At 65.0% G+C, this 15515-nt stretch carries 19 protein-coding genes; 7 read left to right on the top strand and 12 right to left on the bottom strand.

Annotation, left to right across the window (positions count from 1 at the left end; genetic code table 11):
* The first annotated feature begins 50 nt into the window (after positions 1 to 50).
* Positions 51 to 896, top strand: coding sequence for a helix-turn-helix transcriptional regulator (locus QU595_RS18030; RefSeq protein WP_315924387.1), 846 nt, complete (start codon positions 51 to 53; stop codon positions 894 to 896).
* A gap of 8 nt (positions 897 to 904) precedes the next feature.
* Here the strand turns inward: QU595_RS18030 and QU595_RS18025 are convergent, their stop codons facing one another.
* The 8 genes from QU595_RS18025 to QU595_RS17990 all read right to left on the bottom strand — a co-directional run bounded on the left by QU595_RS18025 (position 905) and on the right by QU595_RS17990 (position 7342).
* Complete coding sequence (locus QU595_RS18025) at positions 905 to 1840, bottom strand: ribose-phosphate pyrophosphokinase (RefSeq protein WP_315924385.1); 936 nt, start codon at positions 1838 to 1840, stop codon at positions 905 to 907.
* A 128-nt stretch (positions 1841 to 1968) separates the two neighbouring features.
* A complete protein-coding gene (locus QU595_RS18020; RefSeq protein ID WP_315924383.1) occupies positions 1969 to 2670 on the bottom strand; it encodes a hypothetical protein in 702 nt (233 codons plus the stop codon).
* A 5-nt stretch (positions 2671 to 2675) separates the two neighbouring features.
* On the bottom strand, positions 2676 to 3827 hold the full coding sequence (locus QU595_RS18015; protein ID WP_315924381.1) for a Xaa-Pro peptidase family protein: 1152 nt from the start codon (positions 3825 to 3827) through the stop codon (positions 2676 to 2678).
* On the bottom strand, positions 3827 to 4624 hold the full coding sequence (pgeF, locus tag QU595_RS18010; protein ID WP_315924380.1) for a peptidoglycan editing factor PgeF: 798 nt from the start codon (positions 4622 to 4624) through the stop codon (positions 3827 to 3829). The genes QU595_RS18015 and pgeF overlap by 1 nt, the downstream gene beginning before the upstream one ends.
* A 100-nt stretch (positions 4625 to 4724) precedes the next feature.
* Positions 4725 to 5810 carry a class I SAM-dependent methyltransferase gene (locus QU595_RS18005; RefSeq protein ID WP_315924378.1) on the bottom strand — a complete coding sequence of 362 codons (1086 nt, stop codon included), beginning with the start codon at positions 5808 to 5810 and terminating at the stop codon, positions 4725 to 4727.
* Positions 5811 to 5815: 5 nt separating this feature from the next.
* Positions 5816 to 6670, bottom strand: coding sequence for a prolipoprotein diacylglyceryl transferase (gene lgt / locus QU595_RS18000; protein ID WP_410000525.1), 855 nt, complete (start codon positions 6668 to 6670; stop codon positions 5816 to 5818).
* 109 nt (positions 6671 to 6779) lie between these two features.
* Complete coding sequence (locus tag QU595_RS17995; protein ID WP_315924374.1) at positions 6780 to 7079, bottom strand: type II toxin-antitoxin system RelE/ParE family toxin; 300 nt, start codon at positions 7077 to 7079, stop codon at positions 6780 to 6782.
* On the bottom strand, positions 7076 to 7342 hold the full coding sequence (locus QU595_RS17990) for a type II toxin-antitoxin system ParD family antitoxin (RefSeq protein WP_315924372.1): 267 nt from the start codon (positions 7340 to 7342) through the stop codon (positions 7076 to 7078). The genes QU595_RS17995 and QU595_RS17990 overlap by 4 nt, the downstream gene beginning before the upstream one ends.
* Positions 7343 to 7484: 142 nt before the next feature.
* Between QU595_RS17990 and QU595_RS17985 the strand changes: the two genes are divergently transcribed.
* The 3 genes from QU595_RS17985 to QU595_RS17975 all read left to right on the top strand — a co-directional run bounded on the left by QU595_RS17985 (position 7485) and on the right by QU595_RS17975 (position 9089).
* On the top strand, positions 7485 to 7790 hold the full coding sequence (locus QU595_RS17985; RefSeq protein WP_315924370.1) for an accessory factor UbiK family protein: 306 nt from the start codon (positions 7485 to 7487) through the stop codon (positions 7788 to 7790).
* 312 nt (positions 7791 to 8102) lie between these two features.
* Positions 8103 to 8603: a YbjN domain-containing protein gene (locus tag QU595_RS17980; RefSeq protein ID WP_315924369.1), complete on the top strand. Its 501-nt coding sequence runs from the start codon at positions 8103 to 8105 to the stop codon at positions 8601 to 8603.
* Between the two features lie 126 nt (positions 8604 to 8729).
* Entirely contained in the window at positions 8730 to 9089 is a 360-nt protein-coding gene (locus QU595_RS17975; protein WP_315924367.1) for a tRNA-binding protein, read from the top strand.
* 149 nt (positions 9090 to 9238) lie between these two features.
* On the opposite strand, the gene QU595_RS17970 is transcribed toward QU595_RS17975, so the two are convergent.
* From QU595_RS17970 to QU595_RS17955, 4 genes are all read right to left on the bottom strand, one after another.
* Complete coding sequence (locus QU595_RS17970; protein ID WP_315924365.1) at positions 9239 to 10261, bottom strand: glycosyltransferase family 1 protein; 1023 nt, start codon at positions 10259 to 10261, stop codon at positions 9239 to 9241.
* Between the two features lie 95 nt (positions 10262 to 10356).
* The gene (locus QU595_RS17965) at positions 10357 to 11769 is read right to left on the bottom strand and encodes an ATP-binding protein (RefSeq protein WP_315924363.1); all 1413 of its coding nucleotides are present in this window, start codon (positions 11767 to 11769) and stop codon (positions 10357 to 10359) included.
* A gap of 58 nt (positions 11770 to 11827) precedes the next feature.
* On the bottom strand, positions 11828 to 12547 hold the full coding sequence (locus QU595_RS17960; RefSeq protein WP_315924361.1) for a response regulator transcription factor: 720 nt from the start codon (positions 12545 to 12547) through the stop codon (positions 11828 to 11830).
* 17 nt (positions 12548 to 12564) lie between these two features.
* Positions 12565 to 13083, bottom strand: a complete 519-nt coding sequence (locus QU595_RS17955) for a MarR family transcriptional regulator (RefSeq protein ID WP_315924359.1) — start codon at positions 13081 to 13083, stop codon at positions 12565 to 12567.
* Between the two features lie 254 nt (positions 13084 to 13337).
* On the opposite strand from QU595_RS17955, the gene QU595_RS17950 reads away from it, so the two are divergent.
* The 3 genes from QU595_RS17950 to QU595_RS17940 all read left to right on the top strand — a co-directional run bounded on the left by QU595_RS17950 (position 13338) and on the right by QU595_RS17940 (position 15458).
* Positions 13338 to 14231, top strand: coding sequence for a branched-chain amino acid aminotransferase (locus QU595_RS17950; RefSeq protein ID WP_315924357.1), 894 nt, complete (start codon positions 13338 to 13340; stop codon positions 14229 to 14231).
* Positions 14232 to 14375: 144 nt separating this feature from the next.
* Positions 14376 to 14684 (top strand): hypothetical protein, encoded by a 309-nt coding sequence (locus QU595_RS17945; RefSeq protein WP_315924355.1) that lies wholly within the window; start codon positions 14376 to 14378, stop codon positions 14682 to 14684.
* Positions 14685 to 14816: 132 nt separating this feature from the next.
* The gene (locus QU595_RS17940) at positions 14817 to 15458 is read left to right on the top strand and encodes an MBL fold metallo-hydrolase (RefSeq protein ID WP_315924353.1); all 642 of its coding nucleotides are present in this window, start codon (positions 14817 to 14819) and stop codon (positions 15456 to 15458) included.
* The last annotated feature ends 57 nt before the right edge of the window (positions 15459 to 15515 follow it).

The raw sequence follows: 15515 nt of genomic DNA, 5'->3' as shown, positions 1-15515 counted from the left end.
GTGGTTTGGTCCAATAATTACGCGAGTGGGCCATCCGAAGGCACAATTTCATGCCATATCCCATTTCCCATGCCGGCACATCGGCCAGAAACCTGGATCGATTGCAGCACGACCGGCTCGAATGGCTGGAGACGAGGTCCGGCCCCATCGTGGCGCTGCCTTCCGAATATCCGGACGGCTACGAGGTGCGCGAGCACCGCCACAGCCGCAGCCAGCTGCTGCATGCGCTGACCGGCGTGGTGCTGGTCAAGACGCGTTACGGGCGCTGGATGGTTCCGCCGGACCATGCGATGTGGATACCGGCTGGCATCGAGCATGCGGTGGAAATGCTCGGCAACGTCTCCATGCGTTCCGTCTATGTCCAGCCGGACGCCATCGACGGACTGCCGGCGCAGTTGCGCGTGGTCGGCGTCGGCGACCTGATGCGCAGCCTGATCGTGGAGGCGGTGGCGCTGCCGGACGAGCCGCCGCTGCCGCCGCGGGCGACCTTGCTGCTGAACCTGCTTCTGCATGAGATTCCCGGCATGCCGGAGCGGCCGCTCGGGCTGCCGTTTCCGGCCGATCCGCGCATCGCCGCGCTTTGCCGGCATTTCGTGGCCGAGCCGTCGCCGCATGCGACGATAGACGACTGGGCGCGGCAGGCGGGCATGAGCCGGCGCACCTTCACCCGCACCTTCCAGCGCCAGACGGGGCTGTCGCTGTCGACATGGCGGCAGCAGGCGCTTTTGTTCGCGGCGCTGCCGAGGCTCGCCGAGGGAGAGCCCGTGACCAGCGTGGCGCTGGACCTCGGCTACGATTCCGTGCCGGCCTTCACCACCATGTTCAAGCGCATGCTGGGAACCTCGCCGCGCAGCTATCTCAGCGGGTCGCGGGACGCCGAAAGGCCGGGCGGATGAGGCAGGCTTCAGTCGAAGAGGCTTGAAACCGACTCTTCGGTCGCCGTGCGCGAGATGGCTTCGCCGAGCAGGTCGCCGATCGAGATGACGCGAATGTTCGGGGCGTCGATCACGGCCTGGGTCGCCTGGATGGAATCGGTGATGACCAGTTCCTGCAGCTTGGAGCCGGTGATGCGCGCCACCGCGCCGCCGGAAAGCACGCCGTGGGTGATGTAGGCGGTGACGCTGGTGGCGCCCTTGGCGAGCAGGGCCTCCGCGGCGTTGCAAAGCGTGCCGCCCGAATCGACGATGTCGTCGATCAGCAGGCAGTCCTTGCCGTGCACGTCGCCGATGACGTTCATGACCTCGGATTCGCCCGGCCGCTCGCGCCGCTTGTCGACGATGGCGAGCTGGGCGTCGAGGCGCTTGGCGAGAGCGCGGGCCCGCACCACGCCGCCGGTGTCGGGCGACACGACCATGACGTTGCCGAGCTGCTTGTACTTGGCCTTCACGTCACGCGCCATGACCGGCACCGAGAACAGGTTGTCGGTGGGGATGTCGAAGAAGCCCTGGATCTGGCCGGCATGGAGATCGAGCGTGAGCACGCGGCTGGCGCCGGCGCGGGTGATCATGTTGGCCACCAGCTTGGCCGAGATCGGCGTGCGGCCGGAGGCCCGGCGGTCCTGGCGGGCATAGCCGAAATAGGGGATCACCGCCGTGATGCGCCGTGCGGACGAGCGCATGAAGGCGTCGATCATGATGAGCAGTTCCATCAGGTTGTCGTTGGTCGGGTAGGAGGTGGACTGGAGGACGAACACGTCCTCGCCGCGCACATTCTCCTGGACCTCGACGAAGATTTCCTGGTCGGCGAAGCGCCGCACGCTGGCCTTGCCGAGGGGGATGTTGAGATAGCGGGCGACCGCTTCTGCCAGCACCCTGTTGGAATTGCCCGCGAAGAGTTTCATGCACCGAATTTCCGATGGGAAGATTTTGAGGGCTTTTAGCGGGCCTGACCGGTATTGCAAGCGCTGCGATTACGATTCGGCGTTGAAAGCCCAATTAAACCGGCATCCATCGACTGCGCTGCAACAGCTTAGCCGGTTTGACCCCCCACCCAGGCGGCAAGCTGGTCCACCGTGGTGTCGGCGATCGACTGCATGGTGGCGGGCGCCACGGCCGCCCAACCCTCGCCGCCGTTCACGGACGCGGCCTTCTGCTGCCCGTTGATGCGATGCAGCCGGTTGCCGGAAGGATCGTAGACGTCCCAGACATAGATGACGGTGGTGTCCTTGCCCTCCGTCATGGTCGAGAAATAGCCTTTCAGCACATGCGTCGCCGTCTGGTCGGAACTGCCGACGAGGGTGATGCCGCGCTCCCTGCTGCGCTGGTTCAGGCGCTCGGTCAGCGGGCCGGCGGCCTCGACCGGCGCGCCGACGATGGGCGCGACCTGGAGCCGCATCTTGCCGATCACCGCCTTGGCAGCCGCCGAAAGCGGCTGCGGGGCAGGGGCGGTGGTTCCCGGCTGGACGGTCGTGGCCGTGCCCTGGCCGGTGGCGGCCTGCGCCTTCTGCTGCGGGGTGATGGCGGAAGGTTCCAGCACGCTCGAACTGTTGCAGGCGGCGAGCGTCAACGCCGCCAGCAGCGAGGCGGCGATACCGAGCCGGCGCGCCGGCCTTTTCAACAGCGATTCCGAAACGGCGGAGGGGAAGGCGCGGCGCGCTTTCCCGGGGATGGCTTTCGGCAACACGGACACTCCCTGGGCGGAACCGGCCCGGCGATACTCGTCCCTTTTCATCGGATTCACCGCACGATCAAGTCGAGATCATGGCGCGAAAGCGGCTTCGGCTGCGATTCGGTGGTGAGATAGGTGCGACCGAGCGTCATGGCCGTCTCGGTCTCGGAATCCATGATGATCATATGCGCGAACAGCGTCATGTTGGGGGCGATCGGCTCCGGATTGCCCTGATAGAACATGGGCGTGTCCATCCAGGAGGGGCTGAAGCGGGCGCCGAGCGAATAGCCGCAGGCGTTCAGCCGGTGTTTCGTCAGCCCGTGCGCCTCCATGGTGCGGGCATGCGCCTCGAAGACGTCGCCGAAGGTGTTGTCGGGAACCATCGCCTTTTCCACCGCCAGCATGGCGTCGCGCGCGGCGTCGAACAGTTCCTGATGGCGCTTGGATACCTTGCCCGTCAGCACCGTGCGCATCATCGCCGCATGGTAGTGATTGAAGACGCCGGCCCATTCCAGGGTGAGCTGGTCGTTCTTGTTGAGCTTGCGGCGTCCGGACTTGTAGCGGCACAGCAAGGCGTCCGTCCCCGAACCGATGATGAATTCGTTGGCCGGGTAGTCGCCGCCGCCGGCCAGGATCGTGCCCTGCAAGGCGGCAAGTATGGCGGCCTCGTCGCCGCCCTGCTTGATGAGCGGCAAGGCGGCGTCCAGCGCGTCGTCGGCAAGTGCGGCGGCCTTTTCCACCTTGGCGATCTCGGCCGGGCTCTTGAACTGGCGCAGGCGGCTGACGATGCGCGAGGCGTCCACGATCTGGCCGAAGGTCTGCAACTGCTCGTCCAGCCGCCGGCCGTTATAGGCGGTGAGGCCGTGGGTGTCGTACTCCACGCCGATGCGCGCGCCGAGCAGGTCGAGGTCGTTCAGGAGATTGCGCAGGTCCACGGCCGGATTGGCGTCGGCGCGGTCGGTCCAGACCTGGATATTGTCGATGATGGAGGTCAGCTGCGCCTGGCGCAGGTCGGCGGAACGGGTGAGCAGCACCATCGAGCCGTCGGATTTCACGACGAGGCACTGGAAGAAGCAGAAGCCGAAGCTGTCGTAGCCTGTCAGCCAGTACATGCTTTCCTGCGCAAACAGAAGAATGGCGTCCAGCTTCTGCTCCGCCATGTCGATCATCAGCCGGTCGCGGCGGGCGTCGAATTCCGAACGTTCAAAATGCAGTGCCATCAGCCCCGCTCCTCCAGGACAATCGCCGATATCTGCCGCCCGTAATCGGGTTCGCCGCGATGTGTTCCGCGCCGGTAGGAATAGAACAGCCCTTCCTCGGCATAGGTGCAACGGTCGAGCTTGTCCGCGCGCACGCCCGCCCTGCGCAGGCGATCGACCGTATAGAGGTTCAGGTCGAACATGGCGTATCCTTCCCGGGCCGAGGGGCTGAAATAGCGTCCGTTGCCGGAATCGGCCTCGACGAAGCGGGCGATGAATTCGGAACCGACCTCGTAGTTGGCCGGGCCGATCGAGGGGCCGAGCACGGCGACGATGTTGTCGCGCCGGGCGCCGAGACTTTCCATCGCCGCGACGGTGTTTTCCAGAACGCCGGCGAAGGCGCCTCGCCAACCGGCATGGGCCGCGCCGACGACGCCGGCATTGGCATCGGCGAACAGCACCGGGCCGCAATCCGCGGTGGAGGCGCCGACGGCGATGCCCGGCCTGTCCGTGACGACGGCATCGGCGCGCGGCCGGTTGCCGGAAAAGGGCTCGCGCGCGATCACTACGTCGGGCGAATGGATCTGGTGGGCGGTCAGCAGATGCGTTGCCGGCACGCCCATCCATTCCGCCACGCGCTGGCGATTCTCCTGCACCAGGGCAGGATCGTCGGATGAGCCGGCGCCGATGTTCAGCCCCTCGTAGATGCCCGAGGACACGCCGCCCACGCGCGTGAAATAGCCGTGGCGGATGCCTGCTGCCTTTGCCTCGCCCAACAGGGATGACCGGATGGGATCGAGCTTGGATTGAGTCGACATGACGGCGTTGTTGTCTCCATCGCCCGTTTCGTCAAGCACGGTTGTCGCGCGATCCGATCCATCCGCGAGGCGCGAGAGTGCGGCAGGCGATCCGGAAAAGTCAATCGGCCAGCGGGAACGGAGCGGCCTCGATACCATGCGGCAGCACCGCCAGAACCTTGAAAAGGTCACCCATTGCCTGCGGCCCGGCAAGGCGTTCGACCGCTGCGGATATTTTGTCGCGCTCCGGCCCGTCGGCATCCGCGCCGAGCTGCCCGGCACGTTCCAGCAGCCCCATGTCGAGCAGGAAACGCCCCTGCGTGGCCAGGTGCGCGGCAAGCCCTGCGCTGCGCGCGACGGCCGCGAGCGCGGAAAAATCGACATGGGCGGTCAGGTCCGCCTCGCCGGGATTTTCCAGCACGTCTTCATGGCGGTGCCTGCGCAGCGCCTGGAAGGTGTCGCCTATCCCTGGCTGGAGATAGCCATAATCGACGAACAGGCCGGCGCCGCGATGCCGCGCGAGCCGCTCGGCGATGAGCTGCATCAGGGCCGTGCGGGCCGGGGAGAATTCGACGATCGCCCCCTGCGGAGCGGAGGCGGAATCGGGCGGAAGAAGGGCGGCGTCGAGCGAGGCGGCACCGGCGAAGAAGCCAAGTTCGCCACCGTCGAGGCCGACCATGCGCTCCTTCCATCCGGCCTGCGTGTTCACGAACTGGCGGATGGGAAGGGCGTCGAACAGTTCGTTGCCGACGATGAGCAGCGGCGCGTCGGGCAGGGTGGAGACGGTCTCATGCCAGGCGATGTCCGCATTCGAGCCGGAAAGCGCGGCTTTCTGGATTTCCGTCAGGCGCGGGCTGGTCTCGACCATGGCAAAGCGGGCGTTGGCCATGAAGCCCGGGTCGAGCTTCGACAGCGTGCGCTGCATGTCCTTCATCAGCGTGCCGCGGCCGGGGCCGATCTCGGCCAGCGTCACCGGCACGGGCCGGCCGAGCGCTTGCCAGGCCTGGTAGAGCCACACGGCGACCAATTCGCCGAACATCTGGCTGATTTCGGGCGCGGTGACGAAATCGCCCTCCGCGCCGAACGGTTCGCGCGTGGTGTAGTAGCCGGCCTGCGGGTCGAACAGGCAGGTCACCATGTACTCGCTGACGGGAACAGGTCCCGTCGCCGCGATCAGATCCGTGATGCGCGCCTTGAGCGGGGTCATTGGTCCTAGCTTTCAGCCTCTTGCGGCGCGAGTGCCGAGGGGCGCGCGGTCGCCATGGCCCAGATGCCGAACAGCACCATCGGCGTGGACAGCACCATGCCCATGGTCAGCCAGTTGGTGCCGAGCAGATAGCCGAGCTGGGCATCCGGCTCGCGGAAGAACTCGGCGAAGATGCGCGACAGGCCGTAGCCGCAGACGAAGGCGCCGCCGACGAAGCGCGGCGTCTTCAGTTTCAGGCGCGAATGGGTGAGGAAGCGCAGCACGAGGAAAAGCACCAGCCCTTCCAGCAATGCCTCGTAGATCTGGCTGGGATGGCGCGGGAACGGTCCGCCGGTGGGGAACACCACGGCCCAGGGCACGTCGGTGGGGCGGCCCCAAAGCTCCGAATTGATGAAATTGGCCAGCCGCACCAGCCCCAGCCCCACGGGCACGCCGGCGGCGACGACATCGATCAGCGACCAGGGACGGATGCCGCGCGAGCGGGCGAAGAGCACCATGGCGAGGACGGTGCCGAGCAGGCCGCCATGGAACGACATGCCGCCTTGCCAGACGGCGAAGATGTCGAGCGGATTGGCCAGATAGCGCGGCAGGTCGTAGAACAGCACGTAGCCGGTGCGACCGCCGACGACCACGCCCACGGCCGCCCAGACGATGAAGTCGTCCAGGTCTTCCGGCTTCATCGGCGCGGGGCCTTCCGGCCAGAGCCGCGGATTGGTGACCAGGCGCTTGGCGTACCACCAGGCGAACAGGATGCCGACGATATAGCCGACGCCGTACCAGTGTATGGCCAGCGGGCCGAGATGGACGATCACCGGATCGATGTTCGGAAAGGGCAGGACGGCAAGCGACAAGGGCTGGATCTCCCGATGGAGAGGCGCGGAGCCGGCGCGCAGGACCGGATCGCTGTTCGCGGCGGACCATGCGGCAGGCGTTTGGCAGGGTCAAGGCGCCGGCGGGACCGCAGACGGCTCAATCCTCGGGGAACAGCATCCGTTCATATTCCATCGCGCCGTGCAGGACACGCAGTATTTCCACGGCTTCGCCGCCGATACGATAGAAGATCAGGTAGTTGCCGTGGATGCGGCGTCGAATGCCTGCATGCAGATTATCGTCGATGAGAGGAAAAGCTTGCGGCATCTCGCGCAAGCCGAGGCATTTCTCCCTCATCTTGCGCACGAAGCTCACTGCACGAGAGGGATTGGATTGAGCGATATAGTCGCCGATTGTTTCGAGGTCGATCTCCGCCGCTGCGGTAAATATCACCCTCATTGTGCCGTCTTTGATCGTGCCGGATTCAGATATTTCGCTTCGAGGCGATCAAACACTTCCTCGGCCGGTTTTACCCTGCCGGCATCCGCGTCGGCGATGCCCTTGGCGAGCGCTGCGTCGAGCGCAGCCAGCCGCTTCTCGCGCTCCTGTACCAGTCGCACGCCTTCGCGCAGGACCTCGCTCTTGGAATTGTAGCGTCCCGTGCTGACGAGTTCGTTGACGACACCCTCGAGGTGAGTGCCCAGATCCGCGCTGATGGCCATGCTCGGCTCCCTTGGTTCCGGTTCTTAATAATAGTTATTGAAAGCGCCCGCAAAGGCAAGTGCCGGGAAGTGTCCCGTCAGGCCGTGCTTGCATTCGGGGCGCGCCGCCACTACGTCAGGATGAACCATGTGAGGACCAGCCATGTCGACCGGATCGAACCGTATTCTCGATGAATTCGCCAAGCTGGTGACGGATGCGGCGGGCGCGGCGCAGGGCGTGCGGCGCGAGGTCGAGACCGCGTTGCGCGGGCAGGCCGAGCGCGTGCTCAATTCCATGGACCTCGTGCAGCGCGAGGAATTCGAGGCCGCCCGCGACATGGCCGTGAAGGCGCGCGAGGAAAATGCGAAGCTCACCGCCCGCATCGAGGCGCTGGAAGCGCGTCTCGCCGCCTCGTCCGAAGGCGGCGAGGCTTCGGCCACGTCGGCGAGACCGCGCGCAAAAAAATAATTGCTGCACTTTTCCACAAAGCCGAAGCGTGAAAAGCGCTTTGTCGTGAATCGCTTACGTTAGGTGCGCTCTTCGCAGCCGGCGCAGCTTTCCACACCCGATTTGGCCCCTATCAAAAATTGGGCTGGTCACGCGACTCCCGATCAATAGACTGAATTTGCTGCATGATTCGGAACAGGAATCGTGCGCCGGGCGGTGGGGTCCGGTCATGGAGTGTCGCGTCGAGCAGTCCAGGCCGTCCGAGTTCTAGAAAGTGTTCGTGCGTGCCTCCCGGGAGCGTGGCGGCGCTCCCCGAACGACAGGAAGCATTTCATGGAACTCATTGAACTCGAAGTCGCCCGCGATATTCATCCGGTGGATGTCATCGAACAGGTCGCGCACAACAACGACTGGTCCTTCGAACGCGCCGGCGACGACGAGATCTCGATCTCGGTCGCCGGAACCTGGACCGATTATCACGTCTCCTTCTCCTGGATGGAAGATTTCGAGGCGCTGCATCTGGCCTGCGCCTTCGACATCAAGGTGCCGGAAAACCGGGCGCTGGAGGTGATGCGGCTGCTCTCGCTCATCAACGAACAGATGCTGTTCGGCCATTTCGACCTGTGGGAGCAGGAGGGCGCGATCATGTTCCGCCAGTCGCTGTTGCTGGCCGGTGGCGTGGAGCCGTCCAGCCAGCAGGTGGAAGTGCTGCTTTCCTCTGCGCTGGAAGCCTGCGAATGCTATTTCCAGGCGTTCCAGTTCGTCGTCTGGTCGGGTACCCCGGCCAAGGAGGCGCTGGCCAGCGTGCTGTTCGAAACTTTCGGCACGGCCTAGACCATGATGCCGAAAAGCGTGAAGCGGTTTTCGGACGGCATCATGGTCTGTCTGATTGATTTTACCGCATGTGTGCGACGCCAAGTGATTCCACTTGGCTGCAACATGCTCTAGCGGATGGCGGCCATGGGACCGGGCGAGGCGCGCAAGCCTGAGATCGCCTATGCGGATTTCGACAAGGTCGATATCCGGGTTGGCACCATCGTCGAGGCCGAACCGTTTCCGGAGGCGCGCAAGCCGGCGATCAAGCTGAAGATCGATTTCGGGCCCGAGATCGGCGTGAAGAAGTCGTCAGCCCAGGTCACCAAATATTATACGCCGGAAACGCTGGTGGGGCGGCAGGTGTTCGCGGTGGTGAATTTTCCGCCGCGCCAGATCGGCAAGTTCATGTCCGAGGTGCTGACGCTGGGTTTCCCCGACGGGGACGGCGACGTCGTGCTGGGCGCCATCGAACGCAGGGTGCCGGACGGCGGACGCCTGTTCTGAGAGGCCGTTGCAAATTCCGCTGCGCGGCCACCTGAGGCGTTTTCTGCGCTTCTGTCGCCCACGGAGCGAATGTCCGCTGCGCAACGTGGCCGAACCCACCGCCATGCGGTTTGCCGCGGTGAATTTCCGGCCGGTCTGAGAGCCTATGTCTACGCCGCCAGTTTCGGCCGGGTCGCCAGGGCTGTGTTGACGGCGTCGAGAAACATTTCCGCGCAGGCGTTCCAGCTGTAGCGCAGCGCTCGCTTGCGCGCCTCCGCGCGGTCGATCGCCAGAGCCGCCAGCGCGGCTTCGCGCAGGTCCTGAGATACGGCTCCGGCGACGCCGTCGCCGATGATATCGATGGGGCCGGTCACCGGAAAGGCCGCGACCGGCGTGCCGCTGGCAAGCGCTTCGATGATGACGTTGCCGAAGGTGTCGGTGCGGCTGGGGAAGACGAACACGTCGGCGGCGGCATAGAGCGAGGGCAGTTCCTCGTTGGAGCGGCGGCCGAGGAAATGCGCCCGGGGATATTTTTCCCGCAGGCGCGCCAGTTCCGGCCCCTCGCCGACAACCACCTTGGAGCCCGGCAGGTCGAGGTCGAGAAAGGCCGGAAGGTTCTTTTCCACCGCCACGCGGCCGACGCACAGGAAGATCGGACGGGGCAGGTCGAGCCCGCTCGGACGGTCCGGCCGGAAATGCTCCGTGTCGACGCCGCGCGTCCAGGGCCTGAGCTTGGTGAAGCCGCGCGCGGCGAGGTCGTCCGCCAGCGATTGCGTGGCGACAAGGCAGCCCGCGCCGGAATTGTGGAAACCGCGCAGGAAGCGGTAGGCCCAGTCTTCCGGCACCGGCAGGCGCGCGCTCAGATATTCGGGAAAGCGGGTGTGATAGCTGGTGGTGAAGGGGCGCCCCGTCGCCAGGCAATGGCGGCGCGCCATGATGCCGAGCGGCCCCTCGGTGACGATGTGTACGTGGTCGGCGCGCCGATCCTCCACGAGACGGGCCACGTTGCGCGGCGTGGTCAGCGCCAGCCTTATGTCGGGATAGGTCGGCAGCGGCAGGGTGCGAAAGCCGGCGGGCGTGAGGAAGTCGGTCTCGACGCCGAAGCCGAGCAGCGTTTGCGACAGGCGCTCCAGCGTGTGGACGACACCGTTGATCTGCGGGCGCCAGGCGTCCGTCACCATCAGAATGCGCATGGGCAACTCCGCCTGGGATTGGCGTGCTTCGTTGCGCGCCTTTCACCACGATTCCATGACGGCGGGATGAAACAGCGTTCTTGCGACCTGAAAACTCAGGCTGGAACCCGGATCACGGCGCGCAGGCCGCCCAGCGGGCTGTCCTCCAGCGCGATGTCGCCGCCATGGCTGCGGGCTATGTCGCGCGCGATGGCAAGGCCGAGCCCCGTGCCGCTGGCATCGAGGTTGCGGGCCTCGTCCAGCCGCACGAAAGGCTTGAAGACTTCCTCGCGCTTGGCTGCGGGGATTCCGGGTCCGTCGTCGTCCACCGTGACGGTCAGCATTCCCTTGTCATGGGTCGCGCTGACCTCGACGGTCCTGGCATAACGGAAGGCATTGCCGATGATGTTGGACAGCAGCCGCGTGAAGGCGTTCGGACGCACCAGCACCTGCCCGTCGCCGGTTATGGCGGTGGTCAGTTTGCATTGGCGCAGCCTGGCCTCGTCCGAGAGCTTGTCGAAATAGCTGACGAGGTCGAAATCGGCGGGTTCCTCCGCCATGTCGCCGCGTGCGAAGGCCAAATAGCCCTCCAGCATGGACTGCATGTCCTCGATGTCCTGGTTGAGCGCCTCGATGTCGGCCTTGCCGCGCGCCAGGGCCAGTTGCAGCTTGAAGCGGGTGAGGATGGTGCGCAGGTCGTGGCTGACGCCGGTCAGCATGGCCGTGCGCTGCTCGATCTGCCGCTCGATGCGCTCGCGCATCTGGATGAAGGCGAAGCCGGCCCGCCGCACCTCGTCGGCGCCGCGCGGCCGGAAATCGCGCGGCATCGGCCGTCCCTTGCCGAAGCTCTCGGCCGCTTCGGCCAGCGTCAGGATCGGCCTGATCTGGTTGCGCAGGAAGGGGATGGCGATCATCAGCAGAACCAGCGACGTGCCCACCATCCACATCAGGAAGATGTGGGTGTTGGAGGCATAGGCCTGGCTGCGGCGCACGAAGACCCTGAGCACCTTGTTCTCGAGCTGGATGCGGACCTCGACGATGTTGGAATTGCCGACCGTGTCGATCCAGAACGGCCGGTTGATCTGGCGGGTGATTTCCGAAGACAGCGTCTCGTCGAGGATGGAGAAGAACGGCTTGGGGCCGGGCGGGGGCAGGGGATCCGGCGGCAGCAGGTCGACCTTGAGCTGCAGGCGGTCCTGCGAGATGCGGATGATGTTGGCATAGTCGGCGTCGCGCGGATAGGTCTCCATCAGGTCGATGACGGCGGCGATGTCGCGCACCACCGCCTGCGACAGGCGCAGCGTCACCGTCTGCCAGTGGCGTTCCATGAACACGAAGGCGATGACGGATTGCAGCAGGAACATCGGCGCGATGACGATGATCAGCGAGCGGGCATAGAGCCGCTTGGGCATGTAGAGCGAGACCTGGCGCCAGAAGCGCCGCCACACGCCGCGCGTCGCCGCCGCGAGGCGGATCAGCCGTGCGCGCGCGCCGCCCGCATTCGGGTCTTGTAATTCCGAAGTCGCCATCTGCCCGTCGGTCCGTGAAACGCCCGCCGGCGGACGATATCGCCCGCCGCGCCTCATGCTATTCCACGCTGAGCCGATACCCAATACCGCGCACCGTCTGCAACCAGACCGGATTGGCCGGATCGCGCTCGATCTTGCGGCGCAGGCGGTTGATCTGCACGTCGATGGTGCGCTCGCCCACTTCCGAATCGTCTCCGATCAGCTCGTGGCGCGGAATGGTCTCGCCGGCGCGGGCGGCGAAGATCGCCAGGATCTCCTGCTCGCGGTCGGTGAGCTTCAGCGCCTCGCCGCCCCGCTTCAGCTCGCGCTTGGCGATCTGGAAGGTGTAGGGACCGAAGACGAGCTGCTCCAGTTTCGGCGTCGCGGCCGGGCCGCCTCGGCGCAAGATGTTGTTGATGCGCAGGATCAGTTCGCGCGGATCGAAGGGCTTCGGCAGGTAGTCGTCCGCGCCCGCCTCCAGCCCGGTGATGCGGTTGTCCGTTTCCGAAAGCGCGGTCAGCATCAGGATCGGCACGTTCTTTTCGGCTCGCAGCGCCTTGGTCAGTTCCACCCCGCTCTCGCCCGGCATCATGACGTCGAGGATCAGGAGGTCGAAGTCGAGGCCGACCAGCTTGCGCCGCGCCTCGTCCGCATTGCCCGCCACGGTGACGCGGAAGCCGTTCTCGGAGAGATACTGCTTCAAAAGGTTGCGGATGCGGGTGTCGTCGTCGACCACCAGCAAATGCGGCGCGTCGTCGCCGATGACCGCAGGATTGTCCGTCTTTTCGTTGCTCTCCATGGCAACCTCCATGGTTGTCAGTCCACAACCTCGTTCCTCGGCACAATGTCGATCTGCGCCCGAAGTTCCGGATTTACCATAGCCTTCAGGAAATGCTCTATCGGGCCGCGATCGGTCACGCCGCTGTCGTGCAATGCGCCATGGATGCGGCGTGACTGTGGCCGCGCCAGCGCCAGCGCCAGGGCGCGACCTTTCGCGGTCGGATAGAGCTCGCGCTGGCGCCGGTCGCGCGGGCCCTGCACCTGCACGATGTGGCCGGTATCGATCAATTGCTTGAGCACCCTTGCCAGCGACTGCTTGGTGATCTTCAGCACGTCCAGCAGTTCGGCGACGGTGAGGCCCGGCCGCCGGTTGACGAAATGCAGCACCCGGTGATGCGCCCGGCCGAAACCGTAGTCGGCCAGGATCTGGTCGGGATCGGAGGTGAAATCCCGGTAGGCGAAGAAGAGCAACTCGATCAGGGTGAAGTCGATGCCGTCCTCGTCGGCGATCGCTTCCCGTATCGGTTTTGCGCGCTCGGTGCTGCTTTCGGTCATGATCTTTCCGTGCAAGTCCAAATTAAGTCAGCAGTGTTGACATAATTTGGGGCCGATGGTAATTTTTGACAAGCCTTAGGGCCGATTATGAACGAAAAGGCAAGCCGGCGCTCGTTTTCCGGAACTTCGTGAGTTTGCCAGGTCGCGAATATGGGCCTACGCTCCAGACACCGGCCGCCCGGGTCCACGACCCCGTCGCGACTGATCAAATAACAACTCAAAGACGTGCGGGCGGCCGCTCGCAGGAGGTTATCATGGCATCCGTTCCCTTCGACCAACTCGATGGTTTTATCTGGATGAACGGCGAGTTCGTCAAATGGGCCGACGCCAAGATCCATGTACTGACCCACGGCCTTCACTATGCCAGCGCCGTATTCGAGGGCGAGCGCGCCTATGGCGGCGAGATCTTCAAGCTGACGGAGCATACCGAGCGCCTGCATGAATCGGCGCGCATCCTCGGCTTCAAGATTCCCTATTCGGTCGCCGAGATCGACGACGCCTGCCGCGAACTGCTGAAGAAGCAGGGCTTCCAGGACGCTTATGTGCGGCCGATCGCCTGGCGCGGCAGCGAGCAGATGGGCGTTTCGGCGCAGAACAGCCGCATCAACTGCGCCATCGCCATCTGGCAGTGGCCGAGCTATTTCGACCCGGCGCAGAAGCTCAAGGGCATTCGCCTCGACATCGCCGAGTACCGCCGGCCCGACCCGAAGACCGCGCCGTCGAAGTCGAAGGCCGCCGGCCTCTACATGATCTGCACCATCTCCAAGCATGCGGCGGAAGCCAAGGGCTATGCCGACGCCATGATGCTGGACTGGCGCGGGCAGGTGGCCGAGGCGACCGGCGCCAACATCTTCTTCGTCAAGGACGGCAAGATCCATACGCCGAAGCCGGACTGCTTCCTGGACGGCATCACCCGCCGCACCGTGATCGGGCTGGCGCGCGACCGCGGCCTTGAGGTCGTCGAGCGCGCCATCATGCCCGAGGAACTGGAAGGTTTCGAACAATGCTTCCTGACCGGAACGGCGGCCGAGGTGACCCCGGTTTCGGAAATCGGGCCGTACCGATTCGAGGTCGGCGAGATCGCCAAGACGCTGATGGAAGCCTATTCGGCTGCCGTGCAGCCCAAGCACGCCATCGCTGCGGAATAGAAAAACACAGTATTTTCAAGGGAAAGGGCGGCTCTTGAGCCGCCCTTTTCATATTAGCGCTTCCGAATTTGACATTCCCCGCGTTCGGCGTCTCATGATCGGCGTCAGCCACGCGAAGGCTGATGCCAAGGAGGGAACGGCAACATGGAGACTCTTCTTCCGATCATCGTTCAGGTTGTCACCGGCGTTATCGGTGGGCAGGCAGTGGGTGCGGCGCTCAAGCAGGCGGCGATGGGACAAGTCGCCAAGATCCTGAGCGGCGCCATCGGCGGCGTAGCCGGCGGGGCCATCCTCAACAGCATCCTCGGCGGCAGCGTCGATCCGGCGGCGGTCGCCCAGGCGGCTCAGGGGCTGGGCGCGTCGCTCAACCTCAACAACATCGTCGGCGGCGTGGGCGGCGGCGCGATCCTGACCGGGATCGTCGGGGCGATCATGAACGCCATGAAGAAATAGGCGTCGAGCCTCTGTATTGCAGATGGGCGGCTTCGGCCGCCCATTTTCGTTCTCGTCCGTTTCATTTCCTCGATTATGTAGACGCAAGCTGCTCAAGCACCTAAATCACCTCGCGAAACGAGGAAATTTCCGATGGGTCAGCTCAATGCCGGCATTGTTCCGGTCACCCCGTTCCAGCAGAACTGCACGATCCTGTTCGACATGGATACGAAGAAGGGCGTCGTGGTCGACCCGGGCGGCGATGTGGACCGCATTCTCGCGGCGCTGAAGGACAACGGCATCGAGGCCGAGGCGATCTGGATCACGCATGGCCATATCGACCATGCGGGCGGGGCCATGGCGCTGAAGGAAGCGCTGGGCGGCGTCGAGATCGTCGGCCCGCACGAGGCCGACAAGCCTTTGCTCGACAATCTGGAGGAACAGGGCAGGCGCTACGGCATCGCCGGCGCGCAAAACTGCGTGCCGGATCGCTTCCTGAGCGAAGGCGAAACCGTTTCGTTCGGCGATCATGTCTTCGAGGTGCTGCATTGTCCCGGCCATGCGCCGGGCCATGTCGTCTTCTACGACAGGGACGCGAATTTCGCCCATGTCGGCGACGTGCTGTTCCGCGGCTCCGTCGGGCGCACCGACCTGCCGGGCGGCGATCACGCGGCGCTCATCCGCTCGATCAAGGAGAAGCTGCTGCCGCTCGGCGACGATGTCGGCTTCCTCTGCGGCCACGGTCCCGGCGGGCGCTTCGGCGAGGAGCGGCGCGGCAATCCCTTCCTGACCTGAGCGCGCAAAAAGCCGCCGTCCACGAAGGACGGCGCTTTCAGTCGAGCAGAGAAGACG

Source organism: Mesorhizobium sp. SP-1A, from assembly GCF_032460275.1.
Classification (GTDB): domain Bacteria; phylum Pseudomonadota; class Alphaproteobacteria; order Rhizobiales; family Rhizobiaceae; genus Mesorhizobium.
Note: the sequence above shows the minus strand (reverse complement) of the source record. Positions and strands in the feature narration are given on the sequence as shown.

Excerpts from the sequence above, each read along its gene's own strand:
- QU595_RS18030 (WP_315924387.1), top strand. The coding sequence starts at position 51 with ATGCCATATCCCATTTCCCATGCCGGCACATCGGCCAGAAACCTGGAT.
- QU595_RS18025 (WP_315924385.1), bottom strand. The coding sequence starts at position 1,840 with ATGAAACTCTTCGCGGGCAATTCCAACAGGGTGCTGGCAGAAGCGGTC.
- QU595_RS18020 (WP_315924383.1), bottom strand. The coding sequence starts at position 2,670 with ATGAAAAGGGACGAGTATCGCCGGGCCGGTTCCGCCCAGGGAGTGTCC.
- QU595_RS18015 (WP_315924381.1), bottom strand. The coding sequence starts at position 3,827 with ATGGCACTGCATTTTGAACGTTCGGAATTCGACGCCCGCCGCGACCGG.
- pgeF (WP_315924380.1), bottom strand. The coding sequence starts at position 4,624 with ATGTCGACTCAATCCAAGCTCGATCCCATCCGGTCATCCCTGTTGGGC.
- QU595_RS18005 (WP_315924378.1), bottom strand. The coding sequence starts at position 5,810 with ATGACCCCGCTCAAGGCGCGCATCACGGATCTGATCGCGGCGACGGGA.
- QU595_RS17995 (WP_315924374.1), bottom strand. The coding sequence starts at position 7,079 with ATGAGGGTGATATTTACCGCAGCGGCGGAGATCGACCTCGAAACAATC.
- QU595_RS17990 (WP_315924372.1), bottom strand. The coding sequence starts at position 7,342 with ATGGCCATCAGCGCGGATCTGGGCACTCACCTCGAGGGTGTCGTCAAC.
- QU595_RS17985 (WP_315924370.1), top strand. The coding sequence starts at position 7,485 with ATGTCGACCGGATCGAACCGTATTCTCGATGAATTCGCCAAGCTGGTG.
- QU595_RS17980 (WP_315924369.1), top strand. The coding sequence starts at position 8,103 with ATGGAACTCATTGAACTCGAAGTCGCCCGCGATATTCATCCGGTGGAT.
- QU595_RS17975 (WP_315924367.1), top strand. The coding sequence starts at position 8,730 with ATGGGACCGGGCGAGGCGCGCAAGCCTGAGATCGCCTATGCGGATTTC.
- QU595_RS17970 (WP_315924365.1), bottom strand. The coding sequence starts at position 10,261 with ATGCGCATTCTGATGGTGACGGACGCCTGGCGCCCGCAGATCAACGGT.
- QU595_RS17965 (WP_315924363.1), bottom strand. The coding sequence starts at position 11,769 with ATGGCGACTTCGGAATTACAAGACCCGAATGCGGGCGGCGCGCGCGCA.
- QU595_RS17960 (WP_315924361.1), bottom strand. The coding sequence starts at position 12,547 with ATGGAGAGCAACGAAAAGACGGACAATCCTGCGGTCATCGGCGACGAC.
- QU595_RS17955 (WP_315924359.1), bottom strand. The coding sequence starts at position 13,083 with ATGACCGAAAGCAGCACCGAGCGCGCAAAACCGATACGGGAAGCGATC.
- QU595_RS17950 (WP_315924357.1), top strand. The coding sequence starts at position 13,338 with ATGGCATCCGTTCCCTTCGACCAACTCGATGGTTTTATCTGGATGAAC.
- QU595_RS17945 (WP_315924355.1), top strand. The coding sequence starts at position 14,376 with ATGGAGACTCTTCTTCCGATCATCGTTCAGGTTGTCACCGGCGTTATC.
- QU595_RS17940 (WP_315924353.1), top strand. The coding sequence starts at position 14,817 with ATGGGTCAGCTCAATGCCGGCATTGTTCCGGTCACCCCGTTCCAGCAG.